General features: G+C 59.3%; 16 protein-coding genes. 4 read left to right on the top strand and 12 right to left on the bottom strand.

What is annotated here, in order from left to right:
• Positions 1-227: hypothetical protein (locus IRZ31_RS10920; protein ID WP_297153320.1), on the top strand; the 227-nt coding region annotated here is incomplete at its 5' end.
• Positions 228-564: 337 nt separating this feature from the next.
• On the opposite strand, the gene IRZ31_RS10925 is transcribed toward IRZ31_RS10920, so the two are convergent.
• The 6 genes from IRZ31_RS10925 to IRZ31_RS10950 all read right to left on the bottom strand — a co-directional run bounded on the left by IRZ31_RS10925 (position 565) and on the right by IRZ31_RS10950 (position 12,066).
• Positions 565-2,283, bottom strand: coding sequence for a peptide ABC transporter substrate-binding protein (locus IRZ31_RS10925; protein ID WP_297153322.1), 1,719 nt, complete (start codon positions 2,281-2,283; stop codon positions 565-567).
• A 570-nt stretch (positions 2,284-2,853) separates the two neighbouring features.
• The gene (locus tag IRZ31_RS10930) at positions 2,854-4,569 is read right to left on the bottom strand and encodes a peptide ABC transporter substrate-binding protein (RefSeq protein WP_297153324.1); all 1,716 of its coding nucleotides are present in this window, start codon (positions 4,567-4,569) and stop codon (positions 2,854-2,856) included.
• A 577-nt stretch (positions 4,570-5,146) separates the two neighbouring features.
• Positions 5,147-6,883: a peptide ABC transporter substrate-binding protein gene (locus IRZ31_RS10935; protein WP_297153326.1), complete on the bottom strand. Its 1,737-nt coding sequence runs from the start codon at positions 6,881-6,883 to the stop codon at positions 5,147-5,149.
• Positions 6,884-7,241: 358 nt separating this feature from the next.
• Entirely contained in the window at positions 7,242-8,669 is a 1,428-nt protein-coding gene (locus tag IRZ31_RS10940) for a hypothetical protein (RefSeq protein WP_297153327.1), read from the bottom strand.
• A 183-nt stretch (positions 8,670-8,852) separates the two neighbouring features.
• Positions 8,853-9,629: a hypothetical protein gene (locus IRZ31_RS10945; protein WP_297153331.1), complete on the bottom strand. Its 777-nt coding sequence runs from the start codon at positions 9,627-9,629 to the stop codon at positions 8,853-8,855.
• A 205-nt stretch (positions 9,630-9,834) separates the two neighbouring features.
• Positions 9,835-12,066 (bottom strand): tetratricopeptide repeat protein, encoded by a 2,232-nt coding sequence (locus IRZ31_RS10950; RefSeq protein WP_297153333.1) that lies wholly within the window; start codon positions 12,064-12,066, stop codon positions 9,835-9,837.
• A gap of 215 nt (positions 12,067-12,281) precedes the next feature.
• Between IRZ31_RS10950 and IRZ31_RS10955 the strand changes: the two genes are divergently transcribed.
• Positions 12,282-12,713, top strand: a complete 432-nt coding sequence (locus tag IRZ31_RS10955) for a cyclic nucleotide-binding domain-containing protein (protein WP_297153336.1) — start codon at positions 12,282-12,284, stop codon at positions 12,711-12,713.
• A 288-nt stretch (positions 12,714-13,001) separates the two neighbouring features.
• On the opposite strand, the gene nrdR is transcribed toward IRZ31_RS10955, so the two are convergent.
• Together nrdR and IRZ31_RS10965 are read right to left on the bottom strand one after the other, a co-directional pair.
• Entirely contained in the window at positions 13,002-13,460 is a 459-nt protein-coding gene (gene nrdR / locus IRZ31_RS10960; RefSeq protein WP_052888556.1) for a transcriptional regulator NrdR, read from the bottom strand.
• Between the two features lie 327 nt (positions 13,461-13,787).
• Positions 13,788-14,072 (bottom strand): DUF6788 family protein, encoded by a 285-nt coding sequence (locus IRZ31_RS10965; protein ID WP_297153342.1) that lies wholly within the window; start codon positions 14,070-14,072, stop codon positions 13,788-13,790.
• Positions 14,073-14,450: 378 nt separating this feature from the next.
• On the opposite strand from IRZ31_RS10965, the gene raiA reads away from it, so the two are divergent.
• Entirely contained in the window at positions 14,451-15,116 is a 666-nt protein-coding gene (gene raiA / locus IRZ31_RS10970; protein WP_297153345.1) for a ribosome-associated translation inhibitor RaiA, read from the top strand.
• A gap of 343 nt (positions 15,117-15,459) precedes the next feature.
• Here raiA and IRZ31_RS10975 read toward each other — a convergent pair whose 3' ends face one another.
• The 4 genes from IRZ31_RS10975 to IRZ31_RS10990 all read right to left on the bottom strand — a co-directional run bounded on the left by IRZ31_RS10975 (position 15,460) and on the right by IRZ31_RS10990 (position 20,246).
• Entirely contained in the window at positions 15,460-16,098 is a 639-nt protein-coding gene (locus tag IRZ31_RS10975; RefSeq protein ID WP_112427682.1) for a ClpX C4-type zinc finger protein, read from the bottom strand.
• Positions 16,099-16,138: 40 nt separating this feature from the next.
• Positions 16,139-17,017, bottom strand: a complete 879-nt coding sequence (locus IRZ31_RS10980) for a hypothetical protein (RefSeq protein ID WP_297153350.1) — start codon at positions 17,015-17,017, stop codon at positions 16,139-16,141.
• Positions 17,018-18,616, bottom strand: a complete 1,599-nt coding sequence (locus IRZ31_RS10985) for a MurT ligase domain-containing protein (protein ID WP_297153353.1) — start codon at positions 18,614-18,616, stop codon at positions 17,018-17,020.
• 400 nt (positions 18,617-19,016) lie between these two features.
• On the bottom strand, positions 19,017-20,246 hold the full coding sequence (locus IRZ31_RS10990; RefSeq protein ID WP_297153356.1) for a hypothetical protein: 1,230 nt from the start codon (positions 20,244-20,246) through the stop codon (positions 19,017-19,019).
• A gap of 393 nt (positions 20,247-20,639) precedes the next feature.
• On the opposite strand from IRZ31_RS10990, the gene IRZ31_RS10995 reads away from it, so the two are divergent.
• Positions 20,640-20,884 (top strand): toprim domain-containing protein (locus tag IRZ31_RS10995; protein WP_297153359.1); only part of this gene is annotated, 245 nt, incomplete at its 3' end.

The raw sequence follows: 20,884 nt of genomic DNA on the forward strand, positions 1-20,884 counted from the left end.
TCTGGACTGTAGCGGACAACAGACGTTACATGACGGATCTTGTCCCATATTTTAAGGAGCGCTATCAGGCTTGTCAAGCTAGAGGTTATGCTTCTGCCATCATATTATTACGCTTGCCTGCCTGCGTTGTTCACATGCGCGTAGAACAGTTTTCCACCGTCAACTCGCCCCTGTCCGAGCTGGTGGCCTTCAATTGGCGCTACACTGGCCTGCTGCGGTCGGTCTGACGGTGGTTACTGGCTGCTGGCTGAATCAAGCAGGGAGGCAGGCTGGTGGAGAAGGGAAAACAGACAGAGGTTATTATAAAGAGCAGTCAAAGTAAGGTCAAGGTGAGGGGGATAGCAGTGAGAGAAAAAGGTGAAGAGCCTGGGGAGAGGAGTTCTTTGGCTCCTGCTCCGCCAGGCTCTAGTGGTGAAAGCTTCGTCTCTCGGCCAGCTCGATGGGCCAGCACAGCAGATGAGCCGCCTGGCTGACTGGCTGAGTAACCGATCCTCGCGATCTGCTTCCTGGTACCAGCGCTACCGGGACAAGCCTGAGCCTGTGATTGGTCCTACTCAGGCGAGACTAGTGTTGCGTGATATAGATCTGGGACCAGTAGTCGGGTGGAATCAGCTGCTGAGGATTGTAGAAGAAGCCGTGGACATAGGTTTTGACCACATAGGGAGCCTGTACCTGTTCCATCGGCAGCCAGGCCACGTCATTGACGAGCTGCTGCTCGGCCTGGTTGTAGGCCTGGTAGCGAGCTGAGCCGTTGGGCATGGCGTCGGCCTGCTCCATCAGCTTCTGGGTGGCCTGCTGCTGAGCGGCGTCGGAACTCTGGTTCTGGCCGTAGTTCATGTTGTTGTTCGGCACGCCGGCGTCGAATTGCAGCGTGAGCCAGTCTTGCGGATCGGGATAGTCCGCGATCCAGGCGATGCCCCAGAATTGCAGACCATGCGGGTTGTTGGTGGCGGCAACAATGTCGTCCAGCAGCTTGTTGAAGTCCTCGGCGTGGACTTTGACCGTGATCCCAAGGACCCTCTGCCACATCTGGGCCAGGGCCGCGACCTCTCGATCAGCATCGGCGGAGCCACTTGGGTAGGTCAGGGTGATCGGTGGAAGCTGAGAGACGCTGGTCAGCCCTTCATCTTTGAGGCCGGCCTCCAGATACTGCTTGGCCATTGTGGGATTCCCCGCGGTGCTGGTGGTGCCATCGGGCCCTTTGAGGTTCGGGTTATAGCCTGGCATCCCTTTGGGCACAATATGGTTCGTGGCAATGTAGATGTCCTTCCAGACAGCGTGGACAATTTCATCCTTGTTGATGGCCAGGGCGAAGGCCCGGCGCATGTTGATGCTGTCGAAAGGCTTGACCAAATAGTTCATGGTGTAGTAGTTGATCCACAGCTGAGGGGCCAGGTGGAAATCGTTCCCTTTCCGCGCCTGATCGACGTACGAGCTAGGCACGCCTGCTATGTCAACCTGACCGGCGCGGTAGGCCTGATAGGCTGTATCAACTTTCTGATAGAAGGGGAAGATCACCTTCTGCAGCTGTGGCTTGGGGCCATAGTAGTAGGGGTTGGGAACAAAGACGATCTGCTTGCTATGCTGGTACGATTGCACCTTGAAGGGGCCTGCACCGCCGCCTTCGTCCAGATGGTCGGTCCAGTTCTTGCCGTATTTGTCGATCAGCTTCTTTTCCACCACGTAGGAGCAGGAGTAGGTGAGTGCATCCAGGAAGTAAGCGGCCTTCTTTTTAATGGTGATGACTACAGTATTGGGGTCGGGGGTCTGAATGCTATCGCCAATGATAGTCTTAATCTTCCCTTTTTGCAGCAGGTCGGAGTCTTTGATCAGGGCCAGATAGATAGGGGCTGTGGTCGAGTGCTCCGCCGGCTGCAAGGCCCGGTCGATGCTGTAGGCTACGTCAGCTGATGTGAGAGGCGTACCATCGCTGAACTTCAGATTGGGTTTCAGGTGGAAGGTCCAGGTCAGGCCGTCTGCTGAGGTCTCCCAGGAAGCGGCCAGCTGCGGTTGAACTGCCAGATTGTTGTCGAGCTGCACCAGGCCGGTGAAGACCATGTCGATGGCCTGAATCGAGTAGAGATCGGTGGAGAGGCCGGGGTCGAAGGTGGCGATGTCGGTGACTCCCGCTTCTGGATAGACAAGGACCTGTTTGCTGGCTGGGGCTTTCTGCTGTGAGGTCGTTTGTGTTCCGCCGCCGCAGGCGGTCAGCAGGAGAGCAAATAGACAGAAAAGAGTGAGGGCTAAGCCCACGGGGTAGGTTCTCTTACGCAGTGCGGACATGGATCGTGCTCCTAACCATCAGGTGAACGCTAGCCACGGCAGCAGCCTGCCAAGATGTGGGCCAGGCCTGCTGGTGGCAGCTCAGCCAACGTTCAAGTTCCCTCTACGCCTCTTTTCCGGGCAGAGGCTGCAGAGGGAGTGATAACCGATCCAAAAAACAGGATACGTGCGGTGTTGCTAGCGAAACACGGCACGCGAAGAGAACAGTCCTGAGTTCAGGGCCGGGCGGCAAAGCCGTCCTGTTACTGGTTGCGCTGGCACCCTGATCGCTGAATCTCCGTGGAAACTGATGAGCTTCAACCCTATTCAGGTTCAAGTCACTATTATTTACGTTTTGTCTGGGACAGATCTCTCAGCCTGGCGGGTCAGGATATTGGGAGTGGCAGATCTGCGGCAGGCGACAAAGGGAGGACTGGGACTTGGGCTTAACAAAAGCAAGCACAGCCAGCCAAGACGCTGCCTCTGCTGGTCTCTGATCTGGCCGGTGGGCTGCAGGCGCTTGCTGGCTGTGCTGCTCTCTACGTGGGCCTTACCTTTGGCTGATCGTTCCTAAGCTATGATGCGCCTCCTTTAGTGGACGCTGATATAGACCTGGGACCAGTCATCGGGAGGAACCTGCAGCTGGGCATTCAGGACGAACCCCTGCACATAGGGCCTCAGCACGTAGGCGTTGCGCACCTGGGTGATGGGCAGCCAGGCTACGTCGTTAACGAGCTGCTGCTCAGCGTTTTGGTAAGCCTGCAGGCGCGCATTAGAGTCCGGCAGAGTATCGGCTACCTCTAGCAGTTTCTGAGTGGCCTGTTGCTGCAGATGATCGGAAGAATTGTTCTGGCCGTAGTTCACCTGATTATAGGGAGAACCGGCATCGAACTGAAGCGTTGTCCAGTCCTGTGGGTCGGGATAGTCGGCCACCCAACCGATGGCCCACATTTGCAGGCCGTGGGGGTTGCCGGCGGTGTTGGATAGCTCATCCAACAGTTTATTGAAATCGATGGCCTCGCCTCTGACTGTCACTCCCAGGACATTCTGCCACATCTGAATGGCTGCCGCTATCTCATTGGCCTGGTCCTGATTGCCGGAAGGATAAGTGATGGTAATTGGCGGCAGCTGGGAAGCACTGGTAAGTCCTTCGTCCTGCAGGCCCTTCTGGAAGTATTGACGCGCCAGTTGAGCATTTCCGCGAGTGCTGACGGTGTTATCGGGGCCGCGCAAGTTTGGATTGTAGCCTGGCATCCCCAAGGGAATAATATGGTTAGTCGGAATGGGAACGTCTTTCCAGATGGCGTGTGCCAGTTCGTCTTTGTTCAGGGCGAGAGCGAAGGCACGCCGCATGTTGATACTGTCGAAAGGCTTGGTCAGATAGTTCATCCCGTAGTATCTGATCCACAGCTGCGGGATCAGATGAAACTCCGGCTGATTGCGCACACGGGCAACCTGCTGGCTGGGCACTATAGCAAAGTCGACCTGACCTGCTTGGTAGGCTTTATAGGCGGTATCTGTATCCCGATAGAAAGGAAAGATCACCTGCTGCAGCTGGGGCTTCGGACCGTAGTAGTAGGGGTTGGGAACGAAGACGATGCGCTTATTATGCGTGTATTCCTTGACTTTGAACGGGCCAGCCCCACCACCTTCCTGGAGGTGATCGGTCCACTTCGAACCGTACTTATCGATGAGCTTCTTCTCCACCACGTAGGAACAGGGGTAAGTCAGCGCATTGAGGAAATAGGTAGCCTTCTGGCGTGCCAGGATAACGACCGTCTCGGGGTCGGGTGTGAGCACGCTGTCACCGATGATGGTACGGATCTGTCCTTTAACAAGACGATCAGCATCCTTGATGAGGCCCAAATAGGTTGGCGCTGTGGACGAGCGTTGAGCTGGCTGCAGGGCGCGGTCCAGGCTGTAGGCAACATCCATTGACGTCAATGGTGTACCGTCGCTGAACTTCAGGTTCGGCTTCAAATGGAAGGTCCAGGTCAGGCCGTTGGGCGAGACTGTCCATGAGCTGGCCAGCTGAGGGCGAACAACCAGGTTTTTGTCTAGTGACACCAGGCCCGTGAAGACCATCTGAATCGCCGTCTCTGAAGGTACATCGAAGGTCAAGGCGGGGTCAAAGGTTGACAGATCTTGAATCCCACGCTCCGGTTCGATGAAAACCTGCTGGCTAAGAGGAGCTTTACGAGCGGAGGTCGTATTGGAGTTGCCTCCTCCGCAGGCGCCCAGCAGGATGACCAGAAGAGAAAGCAGCGCTACGAGGCCTGCTGTGCTCACACGTTGCTGGGTAGACATAGGGAGCTTCTCCATCGCTGCTTAAAGCAAGCTGCCATGTTGTTGGCTAGAGATTTCTGCTTGGTGTGGATAGCTATGCCAGCCAGCCGGACAGAGGACAGTCCCTGATATCGTCGGCCTCGCGATGCTCTTGGCGTACGTAGGCGGCCTGGCTGTGGCTCTGGGTGGTAAAACTGACGGTGTCACGGTCCGATAAGAGCACCGCGCTGTCGGCGTATAGCTTGCTCTGGGCTGGCGGATCTTTAGGATGGCAAGCGGCATCCGAAGTCTGGCACCACCGTCGCTGTTATCATACGGAACCCTTCTGCCGGGAGCAAGCAAAGAAGCAGTGAGTAGGAAAGGAGGACCATCTCTAGAGGTGACCTGATGAGCTGACCACCTTTCTGACTCACGCTCAGCAAGCCACGGGACCGCTGTGGCGTAACAGCGATTCAATTCAAAGGAAAGGAGCAACGGCAGGGCGGGGAGAGGGCAGGCATGGGTCTGCCCTCTTCTAGAGAGAGGCTTCTCAGGCAGCCTGCTCTGCTCCTGGTCTCTGCCGTTCTCCTTCAGCTACAGAGGGAGAAACGCAGTCCTGTCACGATTGACTTTCGACAACATAGATGTTGGCCCAATCATCGGGTGGAACCAGATTCATGCCATTATCCTTGAAACCAACGATCAGCGGATTGCGCAGAAAAACCGTATCCACCTGCTCTAGCGGCAACCAGGCGACGTCGTTGACAAGCTGCTGTTCGGCCTGCTGGTAGAGATGCAGGCGAGTGGCCGTATCCAATGTGCTATCGGCCTCCTGTAGCTGCTTTTGGACAAGCTGTTGCCTCGCAGCGTCGTTGCTGACGTTCTGGCCATAGTTCATGTTATTGTTGGGGACCCCCTGGCCGAACTGGGCCGAGAGCCAGTCCTGCGGGTCTGGATATTCGGCGACCCAGGCCAGGCCCCACATCTGGAGGCCATTGGGGTTGTTCGTGGCTGCCGTCACGCGGGTCAGCAGCGTATTATAGTCGACTGGATCGGGGGTCACGGTCGCGCCCAGGTTCTGGCGCCACATCTCAATCAGGGCCTGAGCCTCCTGATCCAGAGTGCTCAGCCCGGTGGCATAGGTGAGCTTGATCGGAGGCAGGCTTGATAGATGTTCCTCTTGCAGGCCCTGGGCCAGGAGCTGGCGGGCCTTCGCTGGATTGCCAGTCAGGTTTTGTGTGCCGTCGGGGCCAGTCAGTCCGGCGTTGTAGCCAGGCATACCCTGGGGCACGATATGGTTCGTTGGCTGCACCGTGCCTTTCCAGACCTGTTCTGCAATGGTGACCTTATTAATCGCCAAGGCGAAAGCCTGGCGGATATGGATGTTATCGAAGGGTTTCACCAAATAGTTCATTGTATAATAGTTGATCCAGAGCTGAGGAACCTGGTGAAAGTCCGGGCGCTTCTTATCGCTGGCATAGCTGGCCAGAGGGACGCTGGTCAGATCAACCTGGCCGCTTTGGTAAGCGTGATAGGCATCGCTTGCCTGGCGGTAGAAGGGAAAGACGATGCGGCTCAGTTGGGGTTTGGCTCCGTAGTAGTAGGTATTAGGAACAAAGTCGATTTCCTGGCCGTGGACATAGCGGGCCACTTTGAAAGGGCCAGCGCCGCCTCCTTCTGTCAGATGATCGCTGAGGTTCCCATGATATTTTTCAGCCAGGCTTCGCTCAACCACGAAAGAGCAAGGATTTGTGAGCATGGCCAGGAAGTAGGGAGCTTTCTGGCGCGTGATCAAGACCACGGTCTGCTTATCTCGTACCAGGATGCTGTCGTTAATCAGCGTCGTAATGGTGCCAGCCAGGAGCTTATCGGCATCGCGCAATAGTGCCAGATAGAGGGGAGCGGTCGTCGAGCGCGTCGACGGTTGCAGCGCGCGATCCAGGCTGTAAGCCACATCTTGGGCAGTCAGCGGCGTGCCGTCGCTGAATCTCAGGTTTGGCTTGAGGTGGAAGGTCCAGCTCAAACCATCGCTAGAGACGGTCCATGAGCTGGCGAGCTGAGGACGGACCTGGAGCTGGTCGTCAAGCTGGACCAGTCCGGTAAAGACTAGCTCGACGGCGCGGATCGCCGAAGGGTCGGTGACCAGAGCTGGATCAAGGGTCGTGTAGTCGGCAAGGCCAATCTGCGGCTCGCGGTAGACCTGCTTGCTAGCGGGCGCTTTCACCAGATGAGGTTGCTGGCTGCCAATCTGACAGGCGGCTAGCGTTAGCATGAGAGCCAGCAGAGAGACCACCGCGGCCAAACTCCGCTGAGGGTGCCTGGTCCTCTTCTTCTGTGGATCGATCTGACTCATCATTGTATTTATGCTCCTGCAAAATCCTTGCGCCGAAGGGTACCCGAGTGAAGAACGCAGAACAGTGGGAAAAGCATCTGCTGGAAGTTACCTCGCCTGCCAGCAGTGTCGTCGCTCTTTCTTCTTCCCAGGGAAGAGCCAGGAGCGTGCGAGCAGAGACGAGAAGCCGGGACCCAGAACAGTACTGCCCGGCTCACCCTTCTGTGCCTCCGTCTGTCTGCCTCATCTGCCAGCCGTGCAGATACAGCTGTTGGTGTCCCGGCTTCTCGCCTCACAGATACAATAGCAAACGATCTCGCACCTGCCTCCTGCTGGCGCCTGTGCGATCCCATCTGCTCTGTGGCTCTAGTCTCTCTCTTCCCTAGAGGGCTGACGCCAGCGTATTGCGCGGAGCCAGGGCGGCGGCCCGCAGCGCAGCGCGCAGGAAAACGCTCAGGTCAGTCTCCGTCAGATCGCGAGGCCATCCCATGAACTCCTCACCTGCCGCCTGTACAATTTGCAACGTATGGCCCTGATCAGCGGCAGCATCCGCCTGGGCCGCGACCAGCCCAATCGTCGCGAAGAGCGGCTTCGGCTCGTAGCCGAGGTTAAGGTAGCGGCGAGCAGCCAGATAGGCCCCTTCAAGATCGCGGGCCTCCAGCTCGCCCTGGAGTGTCTCCAGCAAAGCGGGAGCCAGCAGGCCGCCGCCAACGTGCAGGTGATGGGTGCTCTGGTGAAGCTGGCCGCTGGCCAATCCCAGGCGCTTGCGCAGCTCATTGACGAAGACTGCCGAAGTGAAGAGCAGGGGCACCACCTCGATATCCTGGACCTGGGCGAAGACCAGGCGCACGGCGGCGGCATAAAGAAGACCGTGGGCTGCCTCAACGAAAGCCGCCCGATCCTCATCGCCGATCTGATTCAGAATGTCAGCGGCAGCAAGGGCGATAACCGAGCCAACCGCGCGCGGCGAGGCCTCGCCCTGGATCAGCGCCTCATGGACAGCTTGACAAATCTGGGCTGGCCCGGCATCGCTTAGTAGCAGCGCGCGCAGAGGAAGAGCATGCTCATTCTTGGGCGGAGAGATGCGCCGACGGATCACTTCGAAGTCCCCTTGATGCTGAGCAATGAAGTCGCGCACTGTCCCAATCCAGGCCGGCTCCTCGCTGCGGACAGGCAGGTGAGGAGCCAACCAATGGATAATATTGGGGGCGCGATCTCCCCACTCCACGGGATCAAGCAGCTGGTAGCCGCGTACCGCGAACATCAGCGGGTGGCCGGCCTGGTGGAAGGTCATGGCCAACCCCTCATAGGTGCGAGACTGCAGTGTGCGATAGTCGGCCCCGGTGGCGTAGAGACCGAAGAGGAGCCGCTCGGCCAGCTCGGCCTGGTTCTGGTAGATGGCCTCACGCATCAGAGCACCAACGCTCTTTCCCTCTGGCAGCTCACCGGGATAGTAAGGCCGTGGATAGGTCGGCTGCTTGCCGCGTCCCTCGTGCACCGCTGCGCTGGCCGCGCACAGAGCCTGGACCAACAGCGGCAGAGGACGCAGATGATTCTCCACGCTCTCGCCTACCAGGTGATCGTAGGCGTGGAGCCAGCGGCTCAGGACGCTCGCGGCTGTCAGCGTCAAGATTACGTGCCCTTCGGGGTCGCCATGAGCGGCGACCATACCAACGCGCCCGATCAACACATCGATATCTGCCTTGCTGTGGACCAGCTCCCGGGTCAGACTGGCCAGACGCGACGCATCAGCCGCTGCCGCGGCCTCGACCAGCTCCGAGAGATCAACCCTCATGCCGACTGATGCCATAAAATATCTCCGTTACCTTTGTATATTTTCTTAATCTCGTAATCAAGCGAACAGGTACAGAAAAGAGGAAGGCAAAGCCACAGAGGAAGGAGACGGATCAGCTGCTGACCATTGACTCTGCGGCGCTGGGGGCACTGGCTCACAGGCTGGAAAAGCCCGGAACGGAAGAGAGATAGGCGCACTTCAAGCAGATTGCTGCAGCTCGCGGATCGCCTGTTCGATGCGTGGGATGTCCGCGTATTCCTCATCGAGAAGCTTATAAGCTCGCTCCAGGTACAGCTCGGCGATGCGAGCGGAGTGCTTGCCCGCGTCGCAGGCTGCCGTGATCAGAGCGTTTCCTTTATACTTCTCGGGAAGGAGGCGGACGATGCGCTGCATCTTCTGCCGTGTCTCCTGCAGGAGATGCGTGTCGTTGCCTTCGAGAGCGTAGCGAGCGACCCCAACCAGTTTCCCCAGCTCCGCCAGGCGCTGCCGGTCAGTCATTGTCTGAAAGAGCAGCTCTTCGGGGTCCAGGTCATCGAGGGCCGGCAGTTCCTCCCTGCTAGAGGAGCTGCCGGCGGCCTGCTCGAAAGAAGCGCTGTAGTTCAGATAGAGCTGGCCGTACTCCTGGCAGGCCTGAGCTGCCAATTGCATCTTTGCCGCTTCATCGCGCGGATGAATCGTCCCCAGTTCGCAGAGGTCATCATCACGGTAGCGGGCCAGGACCTGCAGATAATCGAGGCCCTTCTCCCCCTCCAGCTCTTCCAGCATGGGAGGGATTGGCATCACCTGCACATTTGGCTCATCCATTGGCAAGTGAGCGGCCAGGATTGAGGGCAGGTATCTGGCCAGTGACAGCGGGAGAGGCGGCACCACGCAGTAGGTATAGAAGATGCGCCGCTCATCCTCGCTGCTGCGGGCGAAAAAGATCGCATGTCCTTTGGGTGCCTGGGGGTCACCACGCAAGAAGCGCAAATCCATAGTCTCCTCCCGTTGCTCGTGGCCTGTTCGACTCTTGTCTTGCTAGCTAGATAATACGGCGTTTGGGGCCTACTGGCAAGGTATCAAGTCTGGCCTCTCACTCTATCCATTCCCTGTTTTTTTCCCAGTTTGCAACCGGTTGAGCCTGATCCCAGCTTTGCTGCCGAAAGGTCAGTCTGCCGCCGTGCCAGTAGTCGGGCCTTCTCTATGAGGCCAGCCCCTTTCGTAGCTGGCGGAGGCGTTTCAGCAGATCCTTATTTGCGCTGATAGCCTCCTCGCTCAGATGCTCTCCCCCAGTAGGAATGCTCTCTTCATAGGCTTTAAGCTGCTCCAGTAGCTCGTGTGAACCGGCCAGGCGCACATAGGCCTCCAGCAGTGCACGAGCCTGCTGCTCCCGATTACGGCGCACCTCTGTAATGGCTGCCTGTGCGTAGAGAGCGGCATATTGGCGCATAAAGGGGGCCGTCCATTGCTCAGGAGCAGGCAGCGTCTGACGCACCTGCTCCACGAGAGCGATCGCCCGCTGCAGCTCGTCTGCTGCCTCATCGAGCCGTCCTTGAGCCAGCAACACGCCGGCGCGCTCGTAGCGAGCATCCGACTCGCCCAGGGGCTGACCCTGTTGCTGATAGAGCCGTAGAGCGGCCTCGAAGTTGGCCCAGGCCTCGTCAAGCTGCTCCCTATTGCGGTGAGCCAGACCAAGCGCCAGCAGGGCCTCGGCCTGGCCGGTGAGATCCTCATTCTGCCCGAAGCGCGTCAGAGCGGCTTCGCAGCGCTCGATTGCCTCTGACCAGCGCTGCTGACCGATCATGACCTGTGCGCTTCCCAGGATAGCGGCAGCCGTACCGACGGGATTCTCCAACTGCTGGAACTGCCGTTCGGCCTCGGTGTAGGTCAGCAATGCGGCCTCCAGCTCGCTGCGAGCCAGGTAGGTGCGAGCCAGAGCCAGCAGGGCCTCGGAGGCCAGCAACGGCTCTTGAAGCATCTCGGCCCGCTGGCGCGCCTCGCTAAAGCGGCCCTCGGCGCGTGCCGACTCGCCCAGCGTCAGGTACCACTCTCCCTCTACCAGGGCCAGCAGCGGGGCAAGACGCGCATGCTGAGAAGAGCCTGACTCGACGTGAGGGCGAGCTGTATTGAGCTGCTCCCAGGCAACCTTGAGCGAGCCACCGGCAATCGCCAGTCGCGCCTGGCGCAGAATGGCCTCTGCCAGACCGTAGGAGCGGAACGGCTCGGCCAGCCGCGCTGCACGTGTGGCGGCCTCCTCATAGACTTCATGGGCGCGGGCTATCTGGCCGCGCTGGCGATAGATATCACCAAGGCCCAGCAGGGCCTGGCTTGGCAGCAGGGCATTCGCAGAAAGATGGGCCTGCTCTTGGGCTGCGGTAAACGTTTCCACCGCTCGCTCCAGCAGGCCACGCCGTCGTAGAATCTCGGCCAGGCAGAGTTGGGCCTCTGCCGTACCAGGGCGGCGAGCAAGCGCCTGATACGTACGCAAGGCGCGCTGCACCTGCGAAGTAGCGTAAGCCAGCTGCCCGCGGCGGAGATTAATCTCGCCCAGCAAACGTAGCGTCTGGGCGAGTCCCAGCGCATTGCGCTGGTTCTCATAGACCTGCTGAGCGCGCTGAGCGCTGGCCAGCGCCTGTTCAAGCTGATTATTGGCCAGGGCCACGGCGGCCAGTCCAAGGTTGCCATCGGCCTGCCCCAGCTCGTACTCTAACTCCAGTGAGCGCCGGATTGCCTCACCGAAGAGATCGGCAGCCTCAGCAAGTCGCCACTGTTCCAGGCAGATCTGGGCCAGGCCGCTCAAAGCATCGACAGCACCGTAGTAGTCTCGCTGAGCCTCATAGACTGCCAGAGCCTGTCTGTAGGCTTCTTCGGCAGGAGCAAACTGCTGCTCAAGACGACGAGTATCACCGTAGCTGCGACGAGCATCAGCCTCCGTAATTGCTTCTCCGGCCTCCTGAAACGCTGCGATGGCCCGCTGGTAATGGGCAGCAGCCTCTGCAATATGGCCGCGCTGCAGCTCCAGATGTCCCAATGCGAGCCAGACATTGCCCTGTCCTCTCACAGAGCGCTGCTGCTGGTAGAGCGCGCCAGCCTCTTCGTAAGCCTGTTGGGCCAGATCGAGATGGGCCCGCTGGCGCTCCAAATGTCCCAGGGCCATCGTAGCACCAGCCTCGCTCAGCGGCTGCTCAGCCTGGCGGTAATAATTGCGAGCGCGCGAGTAACTGATAATAGCGCTATCAATTAGATTATTCTGTTGCTGAACCTCAGCGAGCAGCATGCGACTATCGCCAGCATGGCGATAATCGCCGGCCAGACGGAAGCGCACCTCAGCGTCGCTGAAAGCTTCGGCGGCCTTATCGAGTTTCCCCTCATTGAGGGCGTCGACTCCCTCGCGGAGCCGCTGATGGGCCACTGAGATATCTTGTGTTGTCATGGCTCTCTGATCTCTCTAGCGAGTGGCTCGGGCCTAGGTTTCTCTTGTCTGGGTGTCGATCAGTCGTCCCACTTATTGTAGTGCGTCGCCGTCAGAAAGTCAAAAAGGAGACAGGGCTGAGCTACTGTGATACAATACAGCCGGGCCAGAGTGATGGAAGCGTGGCAGGCGTCTGCTCCGCTAGCGAGCCGATTTTGCACGAGGAGCCATTTACAATGTATGAGGACATACTAAAGAAGGTGAGCTTATTTTCGGGCTTGAGTGACAGAGAGCTTAAAGAGATTGCCCGTAGCGCTCAGGAGCGGCACTACAGCGCCGGCACAGTGCTGTTTCATCAAGGCGATACGGGAACTGGCCTGTACATCATCACGGCAGGACGGGTGCGTATTCTCCAGGCCAACGATCCTGATCGGGCGGAGGAGGTGATTGGTACAGCCGGGCCGGGGGAAGTGCTGGGGGAAATGGCCCTGCTGGATGATCTGCCTCGCTCGGCCAGCGTTGTCGCCGAAGAGGAGACCACGGCCATCCTTCTGCCGATCTGGGAGTTTCGTACTGTCCTGCGGCGGCAACCGGAGATTGCCCTCAAGTTGCTGAGCGTGCTCAGCCGTCGTCTGAGAAAGGCGGAGGGACGGCTCGCAGAGCATTAGTGAGCCGAGGGCGGGGGACCGGCGCAAATCGGAGGTAGGGGCGAGCGAGGTTGAGGGGAAGGCGGAAAAGGGTGACCCGGCAGCCCAAGACGCCAGGGCCAGGCCCCCCGATCTACCAGCTCAGCAGGGTAGCCAGCGCGGGGGTGCGGGACACAAAGAGAGCCAGGCCTTACACGAAGAGGAGATCATTGTGGTAGTTAGGAAGAGAGCACAGGTCTTCCTGCCGTAGCGGCCAGAGGACGGCTCTGCTCGGCTCGTGAGGGAGGCGGGATAAGCGTTACGACGGGCTTATTCTGCCTTCTCTCGATTGAGCAGCTGCTGGATCTCCTCGAACATTGTTTCCACATCTCCGAAGGAGCGGTAGACGCTTGCGAAGCGGATATAGGCGATCTTATCCATGCGGCGCAGGCGCTCCATCACCAGCTCGCCGATCACGCTGCTGGGTACTTCCTGCCGGCCCATGCGATAAAGCTCCTGTTCAATCTCGTCGATCGCGCTTTCGATCTCTCCGACGGGGAGGGGCCGCTTCTCACAGGCTTTGCGAATGCCGATATAGAGTTTCTGGCGGTCGAAAGGCTCGCGGCGCTGATCACGCTTAATGACCATCAGGTGAGATGGTTCGACTCGCTCATAGGTACTGAAGCGCCCCTTGCAGCGTTCGCATTCACGTCTCCTGTGGATTGCGTCCCCGATGTCACGCGAGTCTTTGACGCGTGACTCGGTGCCGCCACAATATGGACATTTCATCCCGCAGCTCCCAACTCTGGGTAGAATACTGTCGAGATGATTCTATCACAGAAGCAGAAGTGGTGACAGTCATGTAACCCTGCCTTCAGGCAGGGAAGGAATGGCTACCACCATGTGACAGCGGTGCGGCTATGGTGTTTCCCTGGCTGGAGCCAGTCATGTTCTGTAATCGAGGGATCGAATCGGCCAGATCCTGGTTGGCAGGTCCGTGTGGCCAGCCAGAGCGACCCTGACTGGCCTCCTCGTACCCCACGGGAGACGTTGGCGGTGGCAGTGGCTGTTCCTGCTCCCTCGGCTGCTGAGCTGATCCTCTCTGGGCCAGTCCTGTCAGCTCAGGGCGGCTAGTAGAGGCAAGCACGTATATCCGCGGCGCGCCTGCCGTTCAGCGCGTCCCCCGCCCGAGTGTCGCTTCCTCTCCCGCCCTGGGAGCTTGTCACCCTCCGGTCGCTCCTTGCCTACGTAGCCTGAGCGCAGCCGTGACCCCTCGCGCCAGTAGGCGTACCAGTAGGGGCCATGTCCCTGACCGTCGCGGCAGGTGCTGCAGGTTGGTTTCCCACACTTGCGGTACTGGAGCTGATAGGTAATGTGGTGATCGCTCGGAATCTGCGCCATGAATGCCACTCCCCTTCCTTCATTCCACTGTACAGATTTGCTGCAACGCTATCAATAGCTTAACAGCAATGGATGAACATTTTATGAATCCAGGACCTCCATAGATGAAAATTTGTTCATCTTTTGAGCCTGCATCTGTTGACGGAACATCGCTGTTCCATAACACCTTTTTCATGAAAGCCTGAGAGGCTGGTGGTCCGAGCTGGGGCCTGGTCTGGAGACGGGGTTAAGCTGGTCGTGGCAGTCCGAGGGATGGTATAATGAGCAAGACCCAACTGCGCCCACGGTTAGGGTTCGCTCTCCTGCGTTCAGCCAGACGCCTGCAGGTCTGCCTGGACCGACCGGTGTTGTGGCCTTGGAAAGAGGGAGTCAGAAGCTATGCAGATCATCATCAAAGGCAAGCAGATGGAGGTCATGCCTCGTCTGCGGCAGCACATTGAGCGCAAGGCCCACAAGCTAACACGCCTCATCTCTCCTCGCAACAGTACTGCTCGTCTGCAGATTACTATTGCTGAGGAGCATACGCGTAGTGCTCAGGACCGCTACACGGTCCAGATTCTGCTGATGGGAACCTCGCCTACACTACGTAGTGAGGTGAGTGCTCCCAATGCCACCGTTGCCTTTGACCAGGCTCTTGGCAAGCTGCTTGCCCAGCTCTGCCGGCAGAAAGATCGCCTGACCACTGCGCGTCGTCATCAACGCCCGCCCATTAAGGTTCTGGCGCTGGCGCGCTCGGGGCAGCTCTCGGTGCTTGTAGGAGAAGAGGCGTCGGCTGTCACTGTGGCGAGGGGGGAGGCTGAGGAAGTGGAAGATCTGCCTGTTCCCACCAGTCTGAGCGAGGAGCAGAACGAAACCGTCTGGGCCAGGATTAGAGAGATCCGCAGCCTTCCCACCAAGCCTATGAGCGACAAAGAGGCGATCCTACAAATGGAGGCCCTTGGTCTTCCCTTCTACCCCTTTGTGAACGAGGCCACCAACAGCGTGAACGTCATGTATCGCCTGGAGAAAGGTGGCTATGGCTTGTTGATCCCCGCTCTGGAGTAGTCTCCGTCTGTCTGCCCGGTTGGCCTGGTTGCTATGCCAGGGGTGTTCTTTGATCTACCCTCCGCCAGGGGGGAACAGTCACAATTGCCGGCGCAGGAGCTGCCAGGAGAGCCTTAAAACCCGAGAGGGCAAACGCTCTGCTGGGTCTATTGACCAACGTGGGGAAGTTGGTAAGTAAGGAGGGAGAAGGAATGAGCCAATCGGGCTTGGCCTGATTGGTTGCCATGATGGCTGAGGTGTACGGCATTGCTGCCGCCCGCTGCACCTCAGCCATCTGTTTCTCTGGGTCATGCTGCTCTGCGGGTCTGCCCATCTCCCTGCTGCTTCTCCGCGGCGAGGGTTGCTAGAGCGTGATTTCGAACTGCCACGGACGTGGAGGAGGGTCCTCGAACTGGCCGAGTGGATCGGCAGCGCGAATAGTCAGGCGATGGGCCTCTGGAGAGGGCAAGGGGCGGAAACGAGCCCGTCCCTGGTAGACGGCATGGTTAGGGTCACTGGCCAGCTCGGGCCGGGCCAGTAGCATTCCTCCCTGGTCTCCGCTCCATTGCTGGCCCAGGTTATCCTTCAAGAAGAAAATCAGGCGTGGCACAAAGGCGAAGCCAGGTGTGAGCGGCGGCCTGATCCACAGATAGTGTAGATCAAAGTAATGAGCATAGAACTGGATCTGATAGAGCATCAGCGTCATGTCTTGCTGCTTCTGCTCCAGCTCCAGGGTCAGCGTACGCAGGGCCTCGCGCGGAGCTGGCTGCTCTTCCTGGCTGCTGGCAGGGGGTTCTAGGGGGGCGGCGACGACCACGGGGGGACGTGAAGCCAGCTCCAGGGCCTTGGGAGAGAAGGGCCTCGGATCTTGCAAGATCTCATTGCACGTCTGAAGGCAGGCTTCGCAGATATAGGCGGCGCCTGGCCCGGCTATCATCCGTCTGACTTCGGGTGGGCGCCGACCGCAGAAAGAGCAGCGAGCCAGTGTTCGATCAAAGCTCATAATGGCCCAATCCTCGATGCTAGAGCAAGCAAAGCAACCTCTACGCCGCCTCGGCGCGCCGCAGGGCGGCAACGGCTTCCTCGTAAAGCCCCAGGCGTTCCAGGATGGCTGCGTGAGCCTGCCACTCCAGGTGGTCATCCAGGGGCCGCAGCAGGGTGGTCGGATCATCCGCGGGAGTGAGCTGGGCGGGCGTAGAGCCATTGAAGATCTCGCCTGGCGGCATACTCAAGTTGGTCAGCCGCCGGAGGCCGTACTTGCGCTGCAGCGCCAGGCCGATCAGATAGTCGGCAAAGTGCGGATTCTTCGGCAGGAGCGAGCCATGCAGATAGGTTCCGTAGGCGTTACGATAGACCGCTCCTTCGGTGCCATCCTCGGCATTATTGCCGTGACCTTTGAGCACCTTACCCAGCGGACGAGCGGTTCCCAGGTAAGTTCGTCCGCCGTGATTCTCGAAGCCGACTACTGTCATGCCATTCCAGCTGATGACCACGTCGCCGATGCAGCGCGGCGTCCGTGGCCCCTTATGGACTGTCCAGGCATCGAAGACTCCCAGACCCTTCATATCGGGACCTTCCGCTGGGCGGTAGTAGTGGGCCAGCAACTGATAGCCGCCGCAGACCGCCAGCACAGGCATATCATCCTCAATAGCGGCCCACAGGCCGATGCCCTTCGTCTCAAAGAGGTCCTGAGCCACAGGAGCTTGCTCCTTATCCTGCCCACCACCGATGAAGAGCAGATCGTACTCGTCGGGTGCCAGGGCATCGCCAATGCCCAGTCCTACCACGCGCAGCTCAATGCCGCGCAACTCGCAGCGGCGCTTTAACGTCAGAATGTTGCCACGATCCCCATAGAGATTGAGTTGATCAGGATAGAGATGCCCAAGTGTGAGCGTCAGCCGGGCCTCATTCCTACCGTGCATCTAATCTTGTCCCTCCCAATAGTGAGGCGTCAGCCCGCGCCGTTCTAGCTCGCGATGAAGCTCCAGCAGTCCCGTATAGGTTGGCACGATAAACAGCGTCTCCCCAACTGGAGTCTGCTCGATGGCCTGCTCCAGTGCTGTTGCCAGCCCATAGCCTGGGAAAGGAGTGGCTGTCTCGCCCAGGCTGGTAGCTCCCTCCTCTGCGGCAGCTGAGACCTTGGGACCTGTCTTCGCAGCGACAGCCTGGTGCTGCTGCAGCTGGTGTCTGGCCCTGCCGCGTCCCCTCCCTTTCCGACCTCTCGCTTGAGAGCCGGTCAGCTCTTCAAGGGCGCGCAACGGTGTTGACGGGATGATCGTCATCTCCTCAGGAGCGAAACCGGCATATTTGAGGCGCAGGGCCAGATCGAAAGCGCGCGTGCCGGCTACCGTCAGACTAGCGGTCAGACCCTGAGCGCGTTCGAAATCGACGTCCCAGATCCACGAGACGTCTCGGCCATCGGCGATATTATCATTGAGCACGAAAAGTATATGGCGCGGTGTGCCCTCGCTGAAGAGGGTGCGCAGCACCTCATTCAAGCCAGTAGGATTCTTCGCCAGCAGCAGGCGCAGGGTGCGGCCCGCTACCTGCACACGCTCACCCCGTCCAAAGGCGGGCTTAAATTGCTCGATCCCTGAGACGATTGGCTCCCAACTGATTCCCAGGGCCTGAGCGACAGCGATCGCGGCCAGGGCGTTATAAACATTATACAGCCCGGGCAGAGGGATCACAATCTCTCCCAGCTGTGTCGGTGTCTCAACCGTCACGCGCAAACGATCAAAGGTATCCTGGCGCACCTGGAGCGCGCGTACGGTAGGCGCAGGGCGCTCCAGACCGCAGTGAGGGCACTGGTAGTGGCCCATGTGACTATAGAAGCGAGCGCTGTAGCGATAGTCGCTGCCACAGCGTACGCAACTGCGACTATCCACAGCCTGGTAGGTGCCTGCAGTTCCCTGGCCGCCCTGGCCACTCAAATCGAGCGTCAGATCCTCTAGACCAAAATAGAGGACGGGGCCGCGGGCGAGCTCACCCAGGCTGGCCGTTGTGGGATCATCGGCGTTGAGAACCAGGGTGGTTGTCTCTGGCAGCCCTTTGACCATTTGCCGCCAGAGGGCGGCCACGCTTTCCACCTCGCCGTAGCGATCGAGCTGATCGCGGAACAGATTGACGAAGACCGCGGCGCGCGGTTCTAGCAAGCGTACAGCCTGGGGCATAACCGCCTCATCGATCTCGAAGACCGAGATAGCCTGACCCCCGCGGCGCAGATTGCCGCTGGGGAGGGCGCGCACCACCAGGGCCCCGGCAACGCCGCGCAACAGATTCGCCCCCTCGCGGTTGCGCCAGACGCGCAGGCCAGCATCGCGCAAAATCGCGGCCAGGAAGCCGCTGGTGGTCGTCTTGCCATTGGTGCCAGTAACCAGGACGCTGCCATGTTCCAGTTGGGTGGCCAGGTGGCGAATGATATCCGGGTAGAGGCGTTGAGCCACCAGGCCCACGATGCTGGTACCGCCGCCGAGGTGGAGACGGCGACTTAAGGCCCCTGCGGCGCGCCCGCTGATCACCGCCAGGGCTGCTCTCAGCGGGAGGCGTCGCCTCCGTGAGCGCTGGCCGGCTCTTGCCGCTCCGGTAACTGATCCTGGCTTAGCTTCTGGGCGGCCTTTCTTTGGGCGAAGCCATCTGCTCCCTCTGGACTCACTTTGATTAGGTCCCTGAGAGATCACGGGAGATGGCCAATGTTGCTGCATGCTTCTCCTCCGAACCAGCGCCTATGTCAATAGTTGTATCTATTTTTCTCATTGCCTAGTTGCAGCATAGCATGCGTGCGTGAAGCGGTCAAGACCGCAAGCCAAGGGTAGATCTTCTGGTTGCCAGGTGCATTGGCCCTCCCAGACCAGGATCGCGGACCTCGACCGCTTGTCCCGAATCTCCGCTTGTTTGGTTGGGTCATTGCCAGATCTTCCCTCAAGAGCCACTGGGGCCTGTATTGCCACCGCTGTACCAGCGATGTAGGATCTCGCTCGCCTTCTGGCCCCGGATCGAGAAGCGCGCTACTCCATCCCAACCCCAGAAGAAGATGCCGGCGATGTGCTCATCGGTCATAACGTTGGTGAGCGCGGCGTTGTAGGCATCGGCCTGCTCTTGGGGGTCTGCCGGGGCTGTCGAAGTGGGTGACCAGACCTGGTAGAGGGCGTCAGCGCTGTTGCGATAACCGATTTCAGTAATGACGATGCGCCGGTTCAGTTGCTCGGCCAGCTGGTCGAGCCGTGTCTTGATTTGCTCACGCCAAAGTTCGATCATGGTCTGGGCATCCAGGCGCACCGGGGCGTCGCTGAGGGAGATGTACTCGGAGACGCCGATGAAGGTGAGGCGCGGATCACGCAGCCAGGTCGGTGGCTGATCCATAGTGGACCAGTTGATGTCGTAGGTCAGGTTACCCGTGTAAATGCTGCGCACACGCTCGATGAGCTGGCGCCAGAGCGCGCTGGGGGCGTTACTCTGTAGCCACTCCATTTCGGTGGCCAGGGCGATCTGCTCAACGCCATTAGCCTCCGCTGCTTCGACATAGGGCCGCAGGGCCTGCCAGTAATGGTCAAACCAGCGCTGCTGGCTCTCAGGAGCCGGCATGACCAGCGCGGCCCAGCCGCCCGGCTGGCGTACGGTCAGCAGAGGGGCAAGAAAGACTTTGAAGCCAACCTCGTGAGCTTTGCGCACTCCTGCCACAAAGGAGGCTACGCTAGGCGCCGCCTGGTCAACACCGATGTCGACGGCGTCAGGAGTTGATTGGGAGAAAAGTACTGGCATCTCTAGCCACTCGGCTGCGGTGCTGCGCCTGATCTCTTGCAAGCTCTCCTGCCAGTGCCGATCGCTAAGACCGTAGGCGCTCCGGCTCCAACCGGGGTAAACGATCCCTTTTTGAAAGCCATACTGTTCCACTGGCCGGGGAATCGGGGTCGGCGTCGGTGTCGGACTGACGGTTGCTCGTTTGGGAGCGCTGCCTGTTTGCTCAATAGCTGGTCCTGTACCAGTTCTGCCGAACGGCTCGCAGGCGCTGCTAAGCAACAGGAGAGCGAGGGTGAGGCCCCAGAGCAAGAGTGACTGGAGCAGGTTGAGCAGCCGCTGAGACCAGGGACGTTGCGCCCTCCCATGAGCGCGGTCATGGCGCTGTTCACGGCGCGCAAAGGTACCAGACATCTATCAACCCTCCCATCCATCTTCTGCCCACGCTCTCCTTCCGCGCTCTTACGCTCGTGGGGCAGAGAGCCAGAGCTGCCCTTGTAGAGGAAGAGCGGCGAAAGGGCGGATTCTCCACTATTGTACTCCCGGCGGGAAAGATGGCCGGCGCGCGCAGGAAACTGAGGTCACTCGCTCTGGCTGTTGGGGGAAGATCGGGGGGCTGTCTTGTGTTATCTCCCTCAGAAAGGATACGTAATGAGAAGAGGGAGAAGTGACCGGCTCTGGAAGCCCTTGACCGGTGGTCCGGTTTGTCATCCCTCTTGTCAACGTGTGCTATCCTATCCTGTGAGATTGAACGGCTCACCTGGCGTTCAACAGGACAACATCTGCAAATCAGGTACAGGTTGATTAATGGCAAAGAAGCTTGTCATTGTTGAGTCTCCGGCAAAAGCCAAGACCATTGAGAAGTTCCTCGGGCGCGATTTCGAGGTGCGCGCCTCTATGGGGCATATTATCGATCTGCCCAAGAAGGGCCTTGGCGTCAACACGCGCAAGGATTTTGCGCCACAGTATGAAATTATCGAGGAGCGAAAGGGCGTCATTGCCGAGCTGAAGGCGGCGTCGAAGAAGGCCGAGGAAGTCTATCTGGCCCCCGA

It is taken from the genome of Thermogemmatispora sp., from assembly GCF_019683635.1.
Classification (GTDB): Bacteria; Chloroflexota; Ktedonobacteria; order Ktedonobacterales; family Ktedonobacteraceae; genus Thermogemmatispora.